Raw genomic sequence first — 18,253 nt, 5'->3', positions numbered from 1 at the left:
GACGGCGGTCGGCGCGGCGCCCCCCGGCGGTGGCGTCGCGCCGGGGGCGTCCGCGCCCGGGAACCCGGCGGCGGCCGGTGCCGCGACCGGCGGGGTCCCCCCGGGAGTCGGTGTCGCCGGTGGCGGTCCGCCCGGCTGTGCCGCTCCCGGGGCCGGGGGCTGGGCAGCTTCGTCGTTCATGCCCCGATCCTGCTCCCTGACCGGCCCCGCCGGCCTCAGGAGGGGACCCTGACCCCACCCTGAGATACCGGAGGGCCGAATGTCGGGGGCGTCCCCGTGGTCGGGGGGCCGGCCGGCGTGTGACGATCGAGCCGACGCCGGCAGCGGACTGTTGCCCGCGCCGTACCCGCCGTCACCAGGGGAGCCTCCGATCAGCGCCGTGACCCAGCCACCACGCCTCTACCGCGCCCCCGAGCACCGGATGGCCGCCGGTGTGGCCGCCGGGATCGCCGAGCATCTCGGCATCTCGGTCCTGCGCGTGCGGGTCGCCTTCATGGTGCTGCTCGGGCTGAGCGGCCTCGGTCTGCTGCTCTACGCCGCCTTCTGGGCGGTGGTGCCGCTGCGTCCCGGCGACACCACCGCGCCGCCCCGGCGCGATGTCGGCCAACTGCTTCCGTTCGTGGCGATCGGACTGGTCGTCCTCGTGGTCCAGATGGTGGTCTTCGACTCGATCGGTGCGACCGGCACGGCCGGCTGGCTGGTCGCGATCATCGCGGTCGGCGCCGGCGTGATCTGGCACCAGTCCGCGCCGGAACGCCGCCGCCAGTGGGGGGACTCCATGCCGGTGCCCTGGCTGGGCGCGGTGGTGGAGGAGAGCGACCGGCGGGCCTTCGTGCTCCGGTTCATCGGCGGCGGGGTGCTGGTCGCCGTCGGCATCATCGGCGTCGCGGCGGTCTACTCGCCGGCCCAGAACTTCGACGCCGTGCTCAACGGCGTGATCTTCGCGCTGGTCGGGCTGGCCGGTGTCGGTGTGGTCGCCGCGCCGGTGCTGTGGCGGACGTACAACCAGCTCCGCTCGGAGCGCGAGGGGCGCATCCGCGAGCAGGAACGGGCCGAGCTGGCCGCCATGGTGCACGACCAGGTGCTGCACACCCTCGCCCTGATCCAACGCAACGCCGGTGACGTCAAGACCGTGCAGCGGTTGGCCCGGGGGCAGGAGCGCTCCCTGCGCAACTGGCTCTACAAGCCCACCGCCTCGCCGAACGAGCGGTTCGCCGCGGCGTTGGAGCAGGCCGCCGCGGAGGTCGAGGACACCTACGCGATCACCGTCGAGGCCGTCGTCGTGGGTGACCGGGAGACCGACGAACGGGTCGGCGCGCTGGTCGCCGCCGCCCGCGAGGGGCTGGTGAACGCCGCGCGGCACGCCGGGGTGCAGACCGTCTCGCTGTACGCGGAGGTCGAGCCCGATCAGGTCAGCGTCTTCGTCCGCGACCGGGGCAAGGGCTTCGACCCGGATACGGTGGAGGACCACCGGCACGGCGTCCGCGGTTCGATCATCGGGCGGATGAAGCGGCACGGCGGCCGGGCGGAGATCCGGTCCGGGCCGGGGGAGGGGACCGAGGTCCGGTTGATCCTTCCGATCAGCAAGGACCAGGCCACGGCGGAGAGGGACAAATGATGGGCGAGCTGTCGATGGAGCCGACCGAGGGCGCGGGTGCGGGGCCGGAGCGGCTGCGCGTCTTCCTCGTCGACGACCACGCCATGTTCCGGGCCGGGGTCCGTGCCGAGCTCGGCGCCCACGTCGAGGTGGTCGGCGAGGCGAGCACGGTGGCCGAGGCGGTCACCCGGATCGCCGCGACGCAGCCCGACGTGGTCCTGCTCGACGTGCACATGCCCGACGGCGGGGGGCGTGCGGTGCTGGACGCCATGCGGCGTACGCACCCGCAGGTCAAGTTCCTGGCGCTGAGCGTCTCGGACGCGGCCGAGGACGTGATCGGGCTGATCCGGGCCGGTGCCCGGGGGTACGTCACGAAGACCATCTCGCCGGACGAACTGGCGGCGGCGATCCGCCGGGTGGCCGACGGGGACGCCGTGTTCAGCCCCCGGCTGGCCGGCTTCGTGCTGGACGCCTTCGCGGCCCGGCCCGACGCCCCGGTCGCCGACCCCGAGTTGGACCAGCTCACCAACCGGGAGCGGGAGGTGCTGCGCCTGCTCGCCCGGGGGTACGCCTACAAGGAGATCGCCAAGGAGCTGTACATCTCGATCAAGACGGTCGAGACGCACGTGTCCAACGTGCTCCGCAAGCTCCAGATGTCCAACCGGTACGAGTTGTCCCGGTGGGCGGCGGACCGACGCCTGGTGTGATCCGCCGACCGACGTGACGTCATGACTGTCGGTGACGTCGATGGCATGGTTCGTGTCCGGCCGGCGGCGTACCGGCCCCCGCACGACCCGCGGCTCCGGTCCGGCCGCGAGCAGGTCTCCGCACGCGTTCCGTTGCAGGCGTCCGGGGTGGATCACGCACGTCGCCGGCTCCTCGACAGCCACGTGATCCGGTGGCGGGCCTGGCCGGGTGGTTCCGCCGGCGCGGAGGTGCGCTGGTCAGGGCCCCGGCCGGGCGGAGCTGGCGCATCGTCCCGCCGCCGGGCGGGCGTCGCGGTCAGCGTGCCGTCCGGGTAGCGGTGGCAGCATCGATTCGCCCGACCCGACCGCCACGAGGTCGGCCCGTCGCTCCTCCGCCCGGCGCCCGCACCACCGTGACGGGGGAGCGTCGTCGCAACCACGGAGTAACTCTGAGTGACCAAGAGTGCCCACGTGGCTGCCCGCCTCCCCCGGTGGCGACGGGTGTCCGCACAGCCGAAGTCGACATCGTCCGGACGGGCGAAAGTGGCGGGCGCCCGGCGGACGTCGGCCAGGGGCGTGGCGGAGCGTGGGAACGCCACGCACGCCGATCGTCGTCGCGGTGTGAGCGCTCGCGAGGAACGTTCGCGCAGGTCCTACCACGCCTCGGAGGGCGGCGACGACTCGCCTCGGCGTCGATGTCGGCACCGTCCCGGCCGGGTATCGGGTTGATAACACGCCTTCCCGCCAGGACGCATCGGGTGTCACAGTTGCAGGCACCTCACAACCCCCTCGTGAGCTGAGCGCCCTTGAGGAGGCACTCCCATGCGCGGGAAATTCCTGAAGGTGGCGGTCGCGGCGACCGCCATCACTATGTTGGCCACCGCATGCAGCGGTGGCGGCGATGACACGGCCGACGAGGCCGGTGGCAAGGCCGGTGGCGAACTTCGCGTCTACGCGTCGGAGCCGGCGTTCCTGCTGCCGTCCGCCGGTGACGACGAGCCGTCGCTGTACGTGATCCGGCAGCTCTACCGCGGTCTCGTCAAGTACAACACCGAGACCGGTGCTCCGGAGAACGACCTGGCCGAGTCGATCGAGTCGACCGACCAGAAGCTCTGGACGATCAAGATCAAGAGCGGCTACACCTTCGACAACGGTGAGCCGGTCAACGCGGACGCCTTCATCCGCTCGTGGAACTACGCCGCTTACGGGCCGAACGCCCAGAACAACGGCTACTTCATGAAGCGGATCGCCGGCATCAAGGACGTCTCGTCCACCGACCCGGACGGCGAGGGCCCGAAGAAGGCTCCCGAGCCGAAGGCCAAGGAGCTCTCCGGCCTGAAGAAGGTCGACGACCTGACCTTCACCGTCGAGCTGGACTCGCCGTTCTCCGGCTTCCCGACCACGATCGGCTACCCGGGCTTCTCCCCGATGGCCAAGGCGTGTGTCGACGCTGCCGACAAGTGCAACGAGACGCCGATCGGCAACGGCCCGTACAAGATCGAGGGCAGCTGGCAGCACAACGTTGCCATCAACCTGGTCCGCAGCGACAGCTGGAAGGGTGAGCCGGGCAAGCCCGACAAGATCACCTACCGGATCTTCGCGGACGTCGACGCCGGTTACGCCGCCTTCCAGGCCGGTGAGCTGGACGTGATGTACACCCTGCCGCCGGCGCGGTACAAGGAGGCGAAGTCGACCTACGCCGACCGCCTCTTCGAGCAGCCGGGTGACAGCTTCACCTACGTCGGCATGCCGATCTACCAGCCGGAGTTCCAGAAGAAGGAGATCCGCCAGGCGCTCTCGCTGGCGATCGACCGGCAGTCCATCATCGACGCCGTCTTCGACGGCCGGTTCACCCCGGCCAGCGGCTACGTCGCGCCGTCCTTCCAGGGCGCTCGGGACAACATCTGCCAGTACTGCAAGAAGGACGTCGAGAAGGCCAAGCAGCTCCTGCAGCAGGCCGGTGGCTGGCCCGCCGGCAAGAAGCTGACCCTGTGGGCGAACGCCGGTGCCGGTCACGAGAAGTGGCTGCAGGCGGTCGGCGACCAGATCAAGGCCGCTCTGGGCATCGACTACGAGCTGAAGGTCAACCTGCAGTTCGCCGAGTACCTGGAGACCGCGGACAGCAAGAAGTTCACCGGTCCGTTCCGCCTCGGCTGGGGCCCGGACTACCCGTACCTGGAGACCTACCTGGCTCCGCTGTACAGCACCGGTGCGGACAGCAACAACTCGACCTTCACCAACGCGCAGTTCGACGAGCTGCTGAAGCAGGGTGACGCCGCCAAGAACATCGACGAGGCGATCCCCTTCTACCAGAAGGCGGAGGACATCCTGGTCGAGGAGCTCCCGGTCATCCCGATGTGGTGGAGCAAGACCGCGGCGGTCTACGGCGAGAACGTGGACAAGTTCGTCTGGAACCCCGTCGCCGACGCTGATTACGGTTCGACCTCGCTGAAGCAGAACTGAGCTTCAGAGTCCTGATCAAGCCGTAACACGACGTGGCGGCAACGGTCTCCCCACCGGGTGATCGTTGCCGCCACGTCAGCGCCGAGAGGAGACCCCGACATGGGGCGCTACGTCATTCGACGGTTGCTCCAGTTCATCCCGACCGTGCTGGGCACCATGTTCCTGCTCCACTACCTCACCTCGCTGGCGATCCAGTTCAGCGGGAACCCGGTTCGGGCGCTGTTCGGTGACCGCACCCCGCCGCCGGCCCTGCTGGAGGCGATCACCGAGCGACTCGGTTACGCCGACCCGTGCCTCGACCAGAAGGGCAACCCCTGCTTCGGGTTGTTCGTCGACCGGGTCACCGACGTCTTCTTCCGCTTCGACTTCGGGATCAACCTGCGGCAGCGGGAGGTCACCGAGCTCGTCGCCGACGCCATCCCGTACACCCTGAAGTTGCTCGTGATCGCCATGGTCTTCCAGACCGTCGTCGGCATCTCGGCCGGTGTGTGGGCCGGTCTGCGCGGCGGTAGCTTCGCCGACAACCTGGTGAAGATCACCACCGTGTTCGTGATCTCGGTGCCGATCTTCGTGCTCGGCGTGCTGGTGCGGGAGTTCGTCGGGGTCAAGTTCGGCAACGTCCTGCGCGGCCAGGCCTGGGTGCCCGAGGTCATCGCGGACGGCATGTTCAGCCCCGGCTTCAAGCCCGACTACCCGTGGGCCAGCCTGATCATCCCCGGTATGGTGCTCGGCGCGGTCTCGCTCGCCGTCACCGCCCGGCTCACCCGGACCAGCATCATGGAGAACATCCGGGCCGACTACGTCCGGACCGCGCGGGCCAAGGGCCTGGCGAACAAGCGGGTCATCGGCGTGCACACGCTGCGCAACTCGCTGATCCCGGTCATCACCTTCCTGGGTGTCGACATCGGCTCCTCGATGGCGGGCGCCGTGGTCACCGAGACCATCTTCAACGTGCCGGGCATCGGCCGGCTGGTGACGTTCTCGGCGCGTACCGGTGAGTCCTCGGTGGTGGTCGGTGTGGTCACCATGCTGGTGCTGGTGGTGCTGATCGCGAACCTGCTGGTCGACATCCTGTACGCCGTGCTCGACCCGCGGATCCGTTATGAGTGACCGGACCGTGGTGAGCGACCGGCGGCGGGAGCAGCGTCTCCTGGCCGCCCTCGGCAGGGCAGATCGAAACGAGGTGTGGACATGAGTGACCTGACGGGCGCCAGCACCGCCGTCGGCGGTGCTCCGATCGGCGGCGAAGGCCCGACGCCGGACGAGCCGGCCACCGGTGGCAAGGAGCGCAGCGCGAGCCTGTGGGCGGACGCCCGCCGGCAGTTGGTCCGGGACCCGGTCTTCATGCTCGCCTTCGTCTACATCCTCGTGGTCAGTTCCATGGCGGCCCTGCCGGGCCTGTGGACCAGCCAGGATCCGCGTGACTGCAGCACCGACCGCTCGCGGATCTCTCCGAGCTGGGACCACCCCTTCGGCTTCAACACGCTGGGCTGCGACTACTACGCGCACGCCATCTACGGCGCGCGGCCGTCCATGGTCATCGCCATCATGGCGACCAGCGCGATCGTGCTCGTGGGCGGTGTGCTGGGCCTGCTCGCCGGCTACTACGGCGGCTGGGTCGACACCATCATCTCGCGCATCATGGACATCTTCTTCTCGCTGCCGTTCCTGCTCGGCGCGATCGTGTTCCTCACCGTGATCAAGCGGCAGAACATCTGGACCATCACGCTGGTGCTCTTCCTGCTGGCGTGGCCGACGATCGCCCGGATCATCCGGGGCAGCGTCATCTCGTCGAAGGATCTCGACTACGTGCAGGCGGCGCGGGCCGTGGGCGCGGGCAACGGCCGGCTGATGTTCCGGCACATCCTGCCCAACGCGGTCGCCCCGATGCTCGTGTACGCGACCATCGTGCTCGGCTCGTTCGTCGCCGCGGAGGCCACGCTGACCTTCCTCGGTGTCGGTCTCCAGCCGCCCGCCCAGTCGTGGGGCATCATGATCTCGGACCACCAGGTCTACTTCCTGGAGGACCCGTGGCTGCTGCTCTTCCCCTGCGGGCTGTTGGTCGGCACGGTGCTGTCCTTCATCCTCATGGGTGACGCCCTGCGTGACGCCCTCGATCCGAAGTTCCGGTGAGCGCCATGAGCACTGATGTGAACGTCAAGATGGACGCCATTCCCGGCCTCGACCCGAACGCCATGCCGCTGCAGGTCAAGGATCTCCACGTCGAGTTCCGCACCCGCAACGGCATCGCGCACGCGGTCAACGGTGTCAGCTTCGACCTCCGGGCGGGTGAGACCCGGGCGATCCTCGGCGAGTCCGGCTGCGGCAAGAGCGTCACCGCGCAGGCCATCATGGGCATCCTGGACAGCCCGCCCGGGTTCGTCACCGGCGGTCAGATCCTCTACCGCGGTGTCGACCTGCTGAAGCTGCCCGAGTCGCAGCGGCGCAAGGTGCGAGCCAACAAGATCGCGATGATCTTCCAGGACGCTCTCTCCGCGCTGAACCCGGTCTTCACCGTCGGGTTCCAGCTCGGCGAACTGTTCCGCAAGCACCGCGGCATGTCCCGGCGGGACGCGAAGGCCCGCTCCATCGAGCTGCTGGACCTGGTCAAGATCCCGGCCGCGCGCCAGCGGGTGAACGAGTACCCGCACCAGTTCTCCGGCGGTATGCGCCAGCGTGTGATGATCGCGATGGCGCTCGCCCTCGACCCCGAGATCCTGATCGCCGACGAACCGACCACCGCGCTCGACGTGACCGTGCAGGCGCAGATCATGGCGCTGCTGGCCGAGCTCCAGCGCGAGCGGAACATGGGCCTGGTGCTGATCACGCACGACATGGGCGTGGTCGCGGACGTCGCCGACCGGATCTCGGTCATGTACGCCGGTCGGGTCATTGAGGAGGCGCCGGTCGAGGACATCTACGCCAGCCCCGCCCACCCGTACACCAAGGGCCTGCTGGAGTCGATTCCGCGACTGGACCTCAAGGGCCAGGAGCTGAGCGCCATCAAGGGGCTGCCGCCGGCGCTGACGAACATCCCCAAGGGGTGCGCGTTCAACCCGCGGTGCCGTTACGCGCAGGACGTCTGCCGGCAGGACCCGTCGCCGCCGCTGTACCAGGTGTCGCCGGTCCGGACCGCCGCCTGCCACTTCTGGAAGGAGGTCAAGGGCGATGAGTGACTACGTGCTGGAGACCCGCGACCTGGTGAAGCACTTCCCCCTCACCCGGGGAATCCTCTTCAAGAAGCAGATCGGCGCGGTCCGCGCGGTCGACGGGGTGAACCTCCAGCTGCGCAGGGGCGAGACGCTCGGCATCGTCGGCGAGTCCGGCTGCGGCAAGTCCACGCTGGCGCGCATGCTGGTCGGGCTCGAGAACCCGACCTCCGGGGACCTGTTCGTGCAGGGCCGGAACATGGCGAAGGTCGGCGGCGCCGATCGGCGCCGTGGCCGGCGCAACATCCAGCTGGTCATGCAGGACCCGTACACCTCGCTCAACCCCCGGATGACCGTCGGCGACATCGTCGGCGAGCCGTTCGAGGTGCACCCGGACGTGGTCCCACGCAACAAGCGCCGGGCCCGGGTCCAGGAGCTGCTGGAGCTGGTCGGTCTCAACCCCGAGCACATCAACCGGTACCCGCACCAGTTCTCCGGCGGTCAGCGCCAGCGCATCGGCATCGCCCGCGCGCTCGCGCTCAACCCGGAGATCATCCTGTGCGACGAGCCGGTCTCCGCCCTGGACGTGTCCATCCAGGCGCAGGTCATCAACCTGCTGGAGAAGCTCCAGAACGAGCTGGGCCTGTCGTACGTCTTCATCGCGCACGACCTCTCGGTGGTCCGGCACATCGCCGACCGGGTCGCGGTGATGTACCTCGGCAAGATCGTCGAGATCGGCACCGAGGACGAGATCTACGAGAACCCGACCCACCCGTACACCCAGGCGCTGCTCTCCGCGGTGCCGGTCCCGGACCCGAAGCTCCGCGGGCTGCGGGACCAGATCGTCCTGACCGGTGACGTGCCGTCGCCGGCCAACCCGCCGTCGGGCTGCCGGTTCCGGACCCGCTGCTGGAAGGCCCAGGACATCTGCGCCGAGAAGGAGCCGCTCCTGGTGCCGCAGGCGAAGTCGCCGCACCCGAGCGCCTGCCACTTCGCCGAGGTACGCGACGTGGTGCACGCGGTCGACTGACCGCCCAGACGCCGTCGCCCGGCCACCGCAGACCGGGCCGGCGGTGAAGGTAGTGCCTCCTCAGTGATCCGGGGCGTCGACCGCACAACGGTCGGCGCCCCGGTCCTCGTTTCGCCGGTCCGAGGCCGGGCCGGCGGAACGCGGGCGACGGGCACGGGCGGTGCGGGCCGGGCCCGTCCCGATCCGAAGGTCAGAGCGGCCCGCGGCCGGCCCGGAGCAGTAGCAGCGCCACCTGGGTGCCGTCCGCGCCGAGGGCGGACCGGAACCGCTCCAGGATCTCCTGCTCACGGGAGAGCACCAGGCGGGTGCCGCCGGAGGCCATCCGGGTCGCCCCGACCTCCTGGGACAGCCGGGCGCGCTCCTGCCACAGGTCGATCAGCGCGCCGTCGATCTCGTCGATCCGCTTGCGGATCTCGGCGATCCGGGCCGCCGCCATCGGTTCCGTGGTGCCCGTACGGGTGTCGCCGGGGCTGCCGTCGGTCCCACCGGCCTCCGGTCGCGCCAGGCTGCCGCTCTGCTCCGCCACGTCTGCCATCATCGCCGTACCCCTCGGACGTCGGGCCCGGTGCCCGGATCCCGGGACGAAAAAGCCCCGGGCTCTCGGAGCCCGGGGCTTTTCGTAGGTCTTGTCGTTCAGGCGCGACCTACGGCTGCCGGACTCCCGGTGCCGTAGTAAAAGTAGAAGCGCTGACCGAACACGCCGTCGAGTATGCCGCCCCGGGCACGGGCCGCGCAAGGAAACCCCCGAAGGCCGCCTCGGCGGACGTTAAGCGGGGGCCCTTCCTCCACCGGAGGCGTTAAGCAGGGGCCCTTCCTTGCACCGCGGGCGTGCGTCGGCGGAAGTGTCCGGCGGGCGGCATAGACTCGCCGTGCGATGCATCCTCTCTTCGACATCCCCGCGTCCCCGCCCGCGCCCGAGCCTGCCCGGACCCCGCCCCGGAGGCCCGGGCCGTCCGCGCACCTCGATCCCCGGCAGTTGGTCGAGGGGCTCAACGGTCCCCAGCGGGACGCGGTCACCCACGCCGGCTCGCCGCTGCTGATCGTCGCCGGTGCCGGGTCGGGCAAGACGCGAGTGCTCACCCACCGGATCGCCTACCTGCTCGCCGCGCGGGACGTGCACCCGGGCGAGATCATCGCGATCACCTTCACCAACAAGGCCGCCGGCGAAATGAAGGAGCGGGTGGCGCACCTGGTGGGTCCGCGCGCCCGGCTGATGTGGGTGTCGACGTTCCACTCCGCGTGCGTCCGCATCCTGCGGGCCGAGCACGAGCACGCCGGCCTGAAGTCGACCTTCTCGATCTACGACGCGGACGACTCCCGCCGGCTGATGCAGATGGTCGCCCGCGAGCTGGACCTCGACCCCAAGCGTTACCCCGCGCGCGGGCTGGCGGCCCAGGTGTCCAACCTGAAGAACGAGCTTGTCGACCCGGAGGAGTTCGCGGGTCGGGCCAAGGGGCCCAACGAGCGGGCGCTGGCCGAGGCGTACACGCTCTACCAGCGGCGGCTGCGCGAGGCGCACGCGCTGGACTTCGACGACCTGATCATGACGACGGTGCACCTGCTCCAGTCGCACCCGCACGTCGCCGAGAGCTACCGCCGGCGGTTCCGGCACGTGCTGGTCGACGAGTACCAGGACACCAACCACGCCCAGTACGTGCTGATCAAGGAGCTGGTCTCCGGCACCGAGGGCATCGAGCCGGCCGAGCTGTGCGTGGTCGGTGACGCGGACCAGTCGATCTACGCGTTCCGGGGCGCGACGATCCGCAACATCCTGGAGTTCGAACGGGACTTCGGCGACGCCCGGACGATCCTGCTCGAGCAGAACTACCGCTCCACCCAGACCATCCTCAACGCCGCCAACGCGGTGATCGACCGCAACACCTCCCGCAAGCCCAAGCGGCTGTGGAGCGAGGCGGGGGCCGGCGATCCGATCGTCGGTTACGTGGCCGACACCGAGCACGCCGAGGCGGACTGGGTGGGCCGGGAGATCGACCGCCTGGTCGACGCGGGGGAGACCCGCCCGGGGGATGTCGCGGTCTTCTACCGCACCAACGCGCAGTCCCGGGTCTTCGAAGAGGTGTTCATCCGGGCCGGCCTGCCCTACAAGGTGGTCGGGGGGGTGCGCTTCTACGAGCGCAAGGAGGTCCGCGACGCGCTGGCCTACCTGCGGGCGGTGGTCAACGACGACGACACGGTGAGCCTGCGCCGGATCCTCAACACCCCGCGACGGGGCATCGGTGACCGCGCGGAGGCCTGCGTGGAGGCGCTCTCCAGCCGGGACCGGATCTCCTTCGGCGCGGCCCTGCGCCGGGCGAAGGACGCGCCGGGCATCTCCACCCGGGCCGCCAACGGCATCGCGGAGTTCGTCGCCCTGCTCGACGGCGCACGGGAGCTGGCCGAGACCGGCACCCCGGAGGAGGTGCTGGAGGCGTTGCTCACCCGCTCGGGTTACCTGACCGAGCTGGAGGAGAGCCTCGACCCGCAGGACGCCGGCCGGGTCGACAACCTCCAGGAGCTCGTGAGCGTCGCCCGGGAGTACACGGAGCGCATCGAGGCGCTGGGCGAGGAGGGGGAGCGGGCCACCGTGGCCGGCTTCCTGGAGCAGGTCGCGCTGGTCGCCGACGCCGACCAGATCCCCTCCGACGATCCCGACCACCAGGGCGTGGTCACCCTGATGACCCTGCACACGGCCAAGGGCCTGGAGTTCCCGGTGGTCTTCCTGACCGGCCTGGAGGACGGGGTCTTCCCGCACCTGCGCTCGCTCGGCGACACCCGCGAGCTGGAGGAGGAGCGCCGGCTGGCGTACGTCGGCATCACCCGGGCCCGGCAGCGCCTCTACCTCTCCCGGGCGGTCACCCGCTCGGCGTGGGGGCAGCCGGCCTACAACCCGCCGTCACGGTTCCTGGAGGAGCTGCCGACCGAGCTGGTGCACTGGGAGCGCACCGAGGGGTCGTACACCTCGTGGGCCGGTGGGGGCGGCGGCGTGGGCGGCCGTGCCGACCGCGCGCCCGGCGGGCGTGGCGGCTTCACCGGGGGTACGCCGAGGGCGGCGCAGCTCGCCAAGCGGCTCGGTGTCGACGGCAGCCGCCTGACCACGGCCAGCGAGCTGCCCCAGGGGCCGAAGGTGGCGGCCGGGGACCGGGTCAACCATCAGCGGTACGGCCTGGGTCGTGTGCTCGCCGTCGAGGGGCACGGCCCGGGGGCGCGAGCGCAGATCGACTTCGGCGACCAGACAATGTGGCTGGTGCTGCGCCACGCCCCGATCGACAAGATCTGAAGGGCAGGGACACCGGCGGAGGCGCCGACGCCTGACATGACGCGGCCCGGGCCGGCGGGGTACGCCGGACCGGGCCCTCGTCGTCTACGGGCTCAGCAGCCGACGTCGACGCCCCGGGCGCGCAGGAACGGCGCCGGGTCGATCTGGTTCCACATCTGCCCCTGGTGCACCTCGAAGTGCAGGTGCGGGCCGGTGGAGTCGCCGGTGGAGCCCTCCAGGCCGATCGTCTCGCCGGCGCCGACCTTCTCGCCCACGCCGACCGACGCGGTGCTCAGGTGCGCGTACTGCGTGAGGTAGCCGTTGCCGTGGTCGACGACGACCGAGATGCCGTAGCCGTCGCCGACGTCACCGGCCTTGGTGACGGTGCCGCCGAAGGCGGCGCGGACCGGTGTGCCGGCGGGCATCGCGAAGTCGATGCCGGCGTGCAGCGTGCCCCAGCGCGGGCCGTAGCAGGAGGTGATCTCCGCGCCCTTCATGGGGATGACCCAGGTGGGCTTCGGCTTGGCGGTCCTCTTGGGCTGCGGCCTGGCGGTGGTCGCCTTGGGGCTGGGCTTGGCGGACGGGCGGGCCGTCGACGGGCTGGGCGTCGGGCTGACCGGGCTCGCCGAGGGGGTGGCGGGAGCGCTCGACTCGCGGGTGGAGCGGTCGGCGCGGTCGGCGGCCTCGGCCCGGGCCTGGGCGTCGATGGCGGCGGCCGGGACGCTGGCCTCGTCGGCCCCGGTGGTCGCGGCGACCGCGACGCCGCCGATGCCGAGGGCGCCCAGGGCCACCGCGGCGACGACCAGGTGACGGGTACGCCGGCCGGATCGCTGCCGGTGCCGTCCGGGGCTGTCGGGGGTGTTCTCGTTCGGGATGAAGTTGTCTTCCTGCACGGCGGACCTTCACTGGATCGAGGGGCACTTGACCTCGAAATACTGGTGTTGCCCGGTCCGGGGACGGGTACCGGGACCGGTACGCCGGCCGCGACGTCGAGGGTGCGCTGCCGCTTGTGTCCGGGAAGCGACGTCTTCGTCCCGATAAGTGATCATGCGCCGCCGTGTTCCCGGTCACATTTGGATCTGTGACCTGGATGACTTTCGTTGCCCGGCGGCAATGAAAAACCGCCCGGATCTGTCGATCCGGGCGGTCAACGGTCGATACGCAGCGTCAGGAAGCGGCTACCTCGCTGTAGATTGCCTCGATCTGGAGCTTGATGTCCACTCCGCGCTCCTGGAGCCACGGCACCGGGTCGCGAGGCTCGCCCTTGACATGGATCTCCAGGTGCAGGTGTGAGCCGTACGAGTGGCCCGTGTTGCCCACCAGGCCCAACTGGTCGCCAGCCTTGACCTGCTGACCCTCACTGACGCTGACCGCCGAGGAGTGGCCGTAGATCGCCTCGCTGCCGTCGGCGTGCTGCACGATCACGGTGTAGCCGTAGCCGCCGAACCAGCCGGCCTTGGTGACGGTGCCGTCGTGGATGGCGACGTAGGGCGTGCCCTCCGGTGCGACCAGGTCGACGCCGGTGTGCAGCTTGCCCCACCGCATGCCGTAGGGGGAGTTGAAGTCGTAGCCCTGGAGGGGGAGCAGCCAGACCTCGTCCTCGGCGGCCTCGTCCGCGCCCCGATCGTTGTCCCGCGAGGCGCGGTTGGCGGCCTCGGCGCGTTCCGCGGCGCCCTGGTCCAGGGTGGAGGCGGCCTTGAGCTCGTCGAGGACCGACGGGTTGACGCTCTTGGCGTCCGGCATGGCGCCCGCGCCCAGCGCGACGACACCGGCGCCGACGAAGGCGGTGGTGACGACGGCGGCGTAGCGGCTCCGGGGCGGGGTGGGTACGCGGCGACGACCGCGATATCTATCGGGCTCAGACGACAGGCGCTGGCGCACGCACACCCTCCGTTGTCGGGGTTCCGAAGCGGCCCGCCGTGCCCGTGAAGCTCGGATGAACCTCGGCTGGCCGCGTCGTCACCCGTCCGTGGACCTGATGACAACCGTGGACACGTTAGCCAACCGCCACGTCCGTCACAAGCCGAAGCGCCGAAACAGTGCCGCATTCTGTCCCTTTGCGTCCATGATTGTCATGGCTCGTGACGCGGAAAAGATGTCCCCGTCCTCCCCCGTTCGTCGCTCACCGTGACCGAACGGCGGAGTCGTCCCGCTTGACGGCCACCGCGACCCGGCTCCGGTGTGTGCTCTTCTGTGTGGGAGCCCGACGAGGGCCCGGCGGGCCGGAACGGTGCCCGGCCGACGACCACCGTCGGACAGCGGGGCCGCCCGGATTTCCCGGGCCGGCCCGGTCGGGTTACCGTTCGTTCAGGTGAAGCCGCGAAGCCGGTGAAAGGGATGCGCAGATGAGCTCTCGTGTTCGGGTCGTCGTCGCCAAGCCGGGCCTGGACGGCCACGACCGCGGCGCCAAGGTCGTCGCGCGTGCCCTCCGGGACGCCGGTATGGAGGTCATCTACACCGGCCTGCACCAGACCCCGGAGCAGATCGTGGAGACCGCGATCCAGGAGGACGCCGACGCCGTCGGTCTATCCGTGCTCTCCGGGGCGCACATGACGCTGTTCCGGAGGGTGCTGGAGCTGCTCGGCGAGCGGGACGCCCGCGACATCGTCGTGTTCGGCGGCGGCATCATCCCGGACGCCGACATCCCGGAGCTGGAGAAGCTCGGGGTCGCCAAGATCTTCACCCCGGGTGCGACCACCGGGTCGATCGTGGAGTGGGTGCGCCAGAACGTGGCCCAGCCGGTCGGCTGACGCCGGGCGGGGCGAGCCCCGCAGGTGCCGGTCCGCCGGTGTACGGGCAGGGGGGAGGGGCCGGACGCACCCCTCACACGTCCGGCCCCTCTATGCACGATGCCCCGCCGCCACCCCTCGACCGACAGGGCATCGGCCGTCTCCCGCCGTCGCGCTGAATCAGCGCTCCGACACCTGACTCAACGACGCCCTCCGGGAGGGGTTACGCACCCGGCGCAATGTCGCCCGGAAGGCTGACGATCGGGCGTCGTCCGCGCAGGACGGGTGCACCGACGGGCCGGTTGTGCATTACCGCACACCGCGCACCCGCTCGGTTGCTAGCGGTGCCCACCTCGCTAGGCTGCGCCCAATGGCCTGTTTCAACTGATGACAGGCGTCAAACTGTTTTCCATAACGCTGGTGGCGGCGCGACGGCGCGCCGCGGAGACGGGACGGGACGCGCAATCGTGGACCTGTACGAGTACCAGGGGCGGGACCTGTTCGAGCGGCACGGCTTGCCCGTGCTCGCCGGCGGCGTCGCCACGACCCCGGAGGAGGCCCGCGCGATCGCCGAACGCCTCGGCGGTCGGGTGGTCGTCAAGGCGCAGGTGAAGGTCGGCGGCCGCGGTAAGGCCGGCGGCGTGAAGCTCGCCGAGGGCGCGGAGGAGACGGTGGCCCGCGCCACCGACATCCTCGGCATGGACATCAAGGGCCACACCGTCCACAAGGTCATGATCACTGTGACCGCGGACGTGGCCGAGGAGTACTACTTCTCCTACCTGCTCGACCGGGCGAACCGCACCTTCCTCTGCATCGCCAGCGTCGCCGGCGGCATGGACATCGAGCAGGTCGCGGTCGACACCCCGGAGAAGGTCGTCAAGGCCCCGATCGACGCCAACACCGGCGTCGACGAGGCGAAGGCGCGCGAGATCGTGGCCGCCGCCGGCTTCCCCGCCGAGGTCGCCGACCAGGTCGTCGAGGTCGCCGTGGGCCTGTGGAAGGCCTTCGTCGCCGAGGACGCCACGCTGGTCGAGGTGAACCCGCTGGCGACGACCGGTGAGGGGCGGCTCCTGCTGCTCGACGCCAAGATCACCCTGGACGAGAACGCCGCGTTCCGGCACCCGGACCACGAGGCGCTGGTCGACCAGGCCGCGGTGGACCCGCTGGAGCAGGCCGCCAAGGAGAAGGACCTCAACTACGTCAAGCTCGACGGCGAGGTCGGCATCATCGGCAACGGCGCGGGTCTGGTCATGTCCACCCTGGACGTGGTCGCGTACGCGGGCGAGCGGCACGGCGGCGTCAAGCCGGCCAACTTCCTCGACATCGGCGGTGGCGCGAGCGCCGCGGTGATGGCCAACGGCCTGGAGATCGTGCTCTCCGACCCGTCGGTGCGCAGCGTCTTCGTCAACGTCTTCGGCGGCATCACCGCCTGCGACGCCGTCGCCAACGGCATCGTGCAGGCGCTCGCCCTGCTGGAGCAGCGCGGCGAGAAGGTCAACAAGCCGCTCGTCGTCCGCCTCGACGGCAACAACGCCGAGGCCGGTCGGGCGATCCTCGACGGCGCGAACAACCCGCTGATCCAGCGGGTCGACACCATGGACGGCGCGGCCGAGCGGGCCGCCGAGCTGGCAGCTGCGGGGGTCTGATCATGGCTATCTGGCTGACCAAGGACTCGAAGGTCATCGTGCAGGGGATGACCGGCTCCGAGGGTTCCAAGCACACCCGGCGGATGCTCGCCGCCGGCACCAACGTCGTCGGCGGCGTCAACCCGCGCAAGGCCGGCACGACCGTCGACTTCGACGGCACCGAGCTGCCGGTCTTCGCCTCCGTCGCGGACGCGATGAAGGAGACCGGCGCAGACGTCACGGTGATCTTCGTACCGCCGCAGTTCACCAAGGGCGCGGTCGTCGAGGCCATCGACGCGGGCATCCCGCTGGCCGTCGTGATCACCGAGGGCGTGCCGGTGCACGACACCGCCGCGTTCTGGGCGTACAACGTCGCGCAGGGCGAGCGGACCCGGATCATCGGGCCGAACTGCCCCGGCATCGCCTCGCCGGGCGCCTCGAACGCCGGCATCATCCCGGCCGACATCACCGGCAGCGGCCGGATCGGCCTGGTCAGCAAGAGCGGCACGCTGACCTACCAGATGATGTACGAGCTGCGCGACATCGGCTTCTCCACCTGCGTCGGCATCGGTGGTGACCCGATCATCGGCACCACCCACATCGACGCGCTCGCCGCGTTCGAGGCCGACCCGGAGACCGACGCCATCGTCATGATCGGTGAGATCGGTGGCGACGCCGAGGAGCGGGCCGCCGAGTTCATCAAGGCGAACGTCACCAAGCCGGTGGTCGGCTACATCGCCGGCTTCACCGCCCCGCCCGGCAAGACCATGGGTCACGCCGGCGCGATCATCTCCGGCTCGGCCGGCACTGCGGAGGCCAAGCAGGCCGCCCTGGAGGCCGTCGGCGTCAAGGTCGGCAAGACGCCGACCGAGACCGCCAAGCTGATGCGGGAGATCATGTCCGCGGGCTGAGCCCCGCACGACGTACGACGAGAGGGTCGACCGGGTTCCGGTCGGCCCTCTCAGTCGTTGTCGTAGAGCGGGTAGTTGCCGCCCGCCCAGAGGATCCCGCTGCCGATGATGTTGAGCACGCCGAAGGCGATGGCCAGGTAGCCGAGGATCGGCGACTGGCCGTAGCGCTTCGCGTCGCGGATCGACAGGTAGCCGAAGACGATGCCCAGGATGCCGCAGCAGAGCAGACCGGTGATGATGCCCAGGACGCCCCAGAGGGTCGTGCGGTCCCGGCCGGCAGCCGGCGGTGGCGGGGGCGGCGGGTACGGAGCGTTCACGACTTCCCTCTCCAGTGTCGGGTGCCGTGCGGTCGTCCCCCCGCGCCGAGGCTAGACCGGATCCGCGGGTGCCCGGCGGTGGATCAGGGAACTCGTAGCCGGTCGGAGGCGGTATCGGACTGCCGTCGCCGGTGCGGCATGCCAGAGTAGACCCCGATGTCGTCCGTCACCCCCGAACAGCCGAGAAGTGCCGCCCCACGGGTCGGCGCCGGTCCCCGGCCGCCCGGCCGTCCCGGCCCCGCCCGGCGGGTCCCCGCGCCGCGCTCCGGTGAGCCGGCCCGCCGCCGTGCCCCGCTCGCCGTGGCGGCCTCGGTGGCCGCCGGCGGTGCCGCGTTGACCTCCTGGCTGCCGGTCGCCGTGGTGCTCTGGCTGTTCCAGCTCAGCGAGGACGCCGCGTCCCTCGGCGGCGCGCTGCGCGCGGGCCTGGCCGGCTGGCTGCTCGGGCACGGGGTGCCGGTGACCACCGCCGCCGGCCCGCTCGGGCTCGCCC

Annotated in this window: 16 protein-coding genes and 1 pseudogene; 12 read left to right on the top strand and 5 right to left on the bottom strand. The window is 70.7% G+C overall.

Translation table 11 applies throughout. The features are described 5' to 3' along the window. The coding region (locus AB0I76_RS08215; protein ID WP_357031599.1) for a hypothetical protein at positions 1-180 on the bottom strand (180 nt) is incomplete at its 3' end. A gap of 199 nt (positions 181-379) precedes the next feature. Here AB0I76_RS08215 and AB0I76_RS08210 point away from each other — a divergent pair. The 7 genes from AB0I76_RS08210 (at position 380) to AB0I76_RS08180 (ending at position 8,925) form a co-directional block, all read left to right on the top strand. Then, positions 380-1,618 carry a PspC domain-containing protein gene (locus AB0I76_RS08210; RefSeq protein WP_357031596.1) on the top strand — a complete coding sequence of 413 codons (1,239 nt, stop codon included), beginning with the start codon at positions 380-382 and terminating at the stop codon, positions 1,616-1,618. Next, positions 1,618-2,304 carry a response regulator transcription factor gene (locus AB0I76_RS08205; RefSeq protein WP_357031593.1) on the top strand — a complete coding sequence of 229 codons (687 nt, stop codon included), beginning with the start codon at positions 1,618-1,620 and terminating at the stop codon, positions 2,302-2,304. The genes AB0I76_RS08210 and AB0I76_RS08205 overlap by 1 nt, the downstream gene beginning before the upstream one ends. An 801-nt stretch (positions 2,305-3,105) precedes the next feature. Continuing rightward, positions 3,106-4,746 carry an ABC transporter substrate-binding protein gene (locus AB0I76_RS08200; protein WP_357031590.1) on the top strand — a complete coding sequence of 547 codons (1,641 nt, stop codon included), beginning with the start codon at positions 3,106-3,108 and terminating at the stop codon, positions 4,744-4,746. A 99-nt stretch (positions 4,747-4,845) separates the two neighbouring features. Further along, positions 4,846-5,856: an ABC transporter permease gene (locus AB0I76_RS08195; RefSeq protein ID WP_357031587.1), complete on the top strand. Its 1,011-nt coding sequence runs from the start codon at positions 4,846-4,848 to the stop codon at positions 5,854-5,856. 81 nt (positions 5,857-5,937) lie between these two features. Continuing rightward, entirely contained in the window at positions 5,938-6,879 is a 942-nt protein-coding gene (locus AB0I76_RS08190; protein WP_357031583.1) for an ABC transporter permease, read from the top strand. 5 nt (positions 6,880-6,884) lie between these two features. Next, on the top strand, positions 6,885-7,922 hold the full coding sequence (locus tag AB0I76_RS08185) for an ABC transporter ATP-binding protein (protein WP_357031580.1): 1,038 nt from the start codon (positions 6,885-6,887) through the stop codon (positions 7,920-7,922). Continuing rightward, the gene (locus tag AB0I76_RS08180) at positions 7,915-8,925 is read left to right on the top strand and encodes a dipeptide ABC transporter ATP-binding protein (protein ID WP_357031577.1); all 1,011 of its coding nucleotides are present in this window, start codon (positions 7,915-7,917) and stop codon (positions 8,923-8,925) included. Before AB0I76_RS08185 ends, AB0I76_RS08180 begins: the two co-directional genes overlap by 8 nt. A 190-nt stretch (positions 8,926-9,115) precedes the next feature. Here the strand turns inward: AB0I76_RS08180 and AB0I76_RS08175 are convergent, their stop codons facing one another. Next, positions 9,116-9,463 (bottom strand): chorismate mutase, encoded by a 348-nt coding sequence (locus tag AB0I76_RS08175; protein WP_357031574.1) that lies wholly within the window; start codon positions 9,461-9,463, stop codon positions 9,116-9,118. Positions 9,464-9,799: 336 nt separating this feature from the next. Between AB0I76_RS08175 and pcrA the strand changes: the two genes are divergently transcribed. Then, positions 9,800-12,202: a DNA helicase PcrA gene (gene pcrA, locus AB0I76_RS08170; RefSeq protein ID WP_357031571.1), complete on the top strand. Its 2,403-nt coding sequence runs from the start codon at positions 9,800-9,802 to the stop codon at positions 12,200-12,202. A gap of 92 nt (positions 12,203-12,294) precedes the next feature. Here pcrA and AB0I76_RS08165 read toward each other — a convergent pair whose 3' ends face one another. Continuing rightward, complete coding sequence (locus tag AB0I76_RS08165) at positions 12,295-13,074, bottom strand: M23 family metallopeptidase (protein WP_357031568.1); 780 nt, start codon at positions 13,072-13,074, stop codon at positions 12,295-12,297. Between the two features lie 274 nt (positions 13,075-13,348). After that, the gene (locus AB0I76_RS08160; RefSeq protein ID WP_357031565.1) at positions 13,349-14,062 is read right to left on the bottom strand and encodes a M23 family metallopeptidase; all 714 of its coding nucleotides are present in this window, start codon (positions 14,060-14,062) and stop codon (positions 13,349-13,351) included. A 464-nt stretch (positions 14,063-14,526) separates the two neighbouring features. On the opposite strand from AB0I76_RS08160, the gene AB0I76_RS08155 reads away from it, so the two are divergent. The 3 genes from AB0I76_RS08155 to sucD all read left to right on the top strand — a co-directional run bounded on the left by AB0I76_RS08155 (position 14,527) and on the right by sucD (position 17,446). Beyond that, positions 14,527-14,931: a cobalamin B12-binding domain-containing protein gene (locus tag AB0I76_RS08155; protein WP_357031562.1), complete on the top strand. Its 405-nt coding sequence runs from the start codon at positions 14,527-14,529 to the stop codon at positions 14,929-14,931. Between the two features lie 446 nt (positions 14,932-15,377). Beyond that, positions 15,378-16,556, top strand: a complete 1,179-nt coding sequence (gene sucC, locus AB0I76_RS08150) for an ADP-forming succinate--CoA ligase subunit beta (protein ID WP_357031559.1) — start codon at positions 15,378-15,380, stop codon at positions 16,554-16,556. 2 nt (positions 16,557-16,558) lie between these two features. Next, positions 16,559-17,446 carry a succinate--CoA ligase subunit alpha gene (gene sucD, locus AB0I76_RS08145; RefSeq protein WP_357031556.1) on the top strand — a complete coding sequence of 296 codons (888 nt, stop codon included), beginning with the start codon at positions 16,559-16,561 and terminating at the stop codon, positions 17,444-17,446. 50 nt (positions 17,447-17,496) lie between these two features. Here sucD and AB0I76_RS08140 read toward each other — a convergent pair whose 3' ends face one another. Next, positions 17,497-17,763 (bottom strand): DUF4190 domain-containing protein, encoded by a 267-nt coding sequence (locus AB0I76_RS08140; protein WP_357031553.1) that lies wholly within the window; start codon positions 17,761-17,763, stop codon positions 17,497-17,499. A gap of 156 nt (positions 17,764-17,919) precedes the next feature. Between AB0I76_RS08140 and AB0I76_RS08135 the strand changes: the two are divergent. Then, positions 17,920-18,253, top strand: a pseudogene (locus AB0I76_RS08135) (hypothetical protein); the annotation flags it as partial.

It is taken from the genome of Micromonospora sp. NPDC049799 (genome assembly GCF_040656655.1).
GTDB lineage: Bacteria > Actinomycetota > Actinomycetes > Mycobacteriales > Micromonosporaceae > Micromonospora.
The sequence above is the reverse complement of the archived record's forward strand: the minus strand, read 5'-3'. Positions and strand labels throughout refer to the sequence as shown.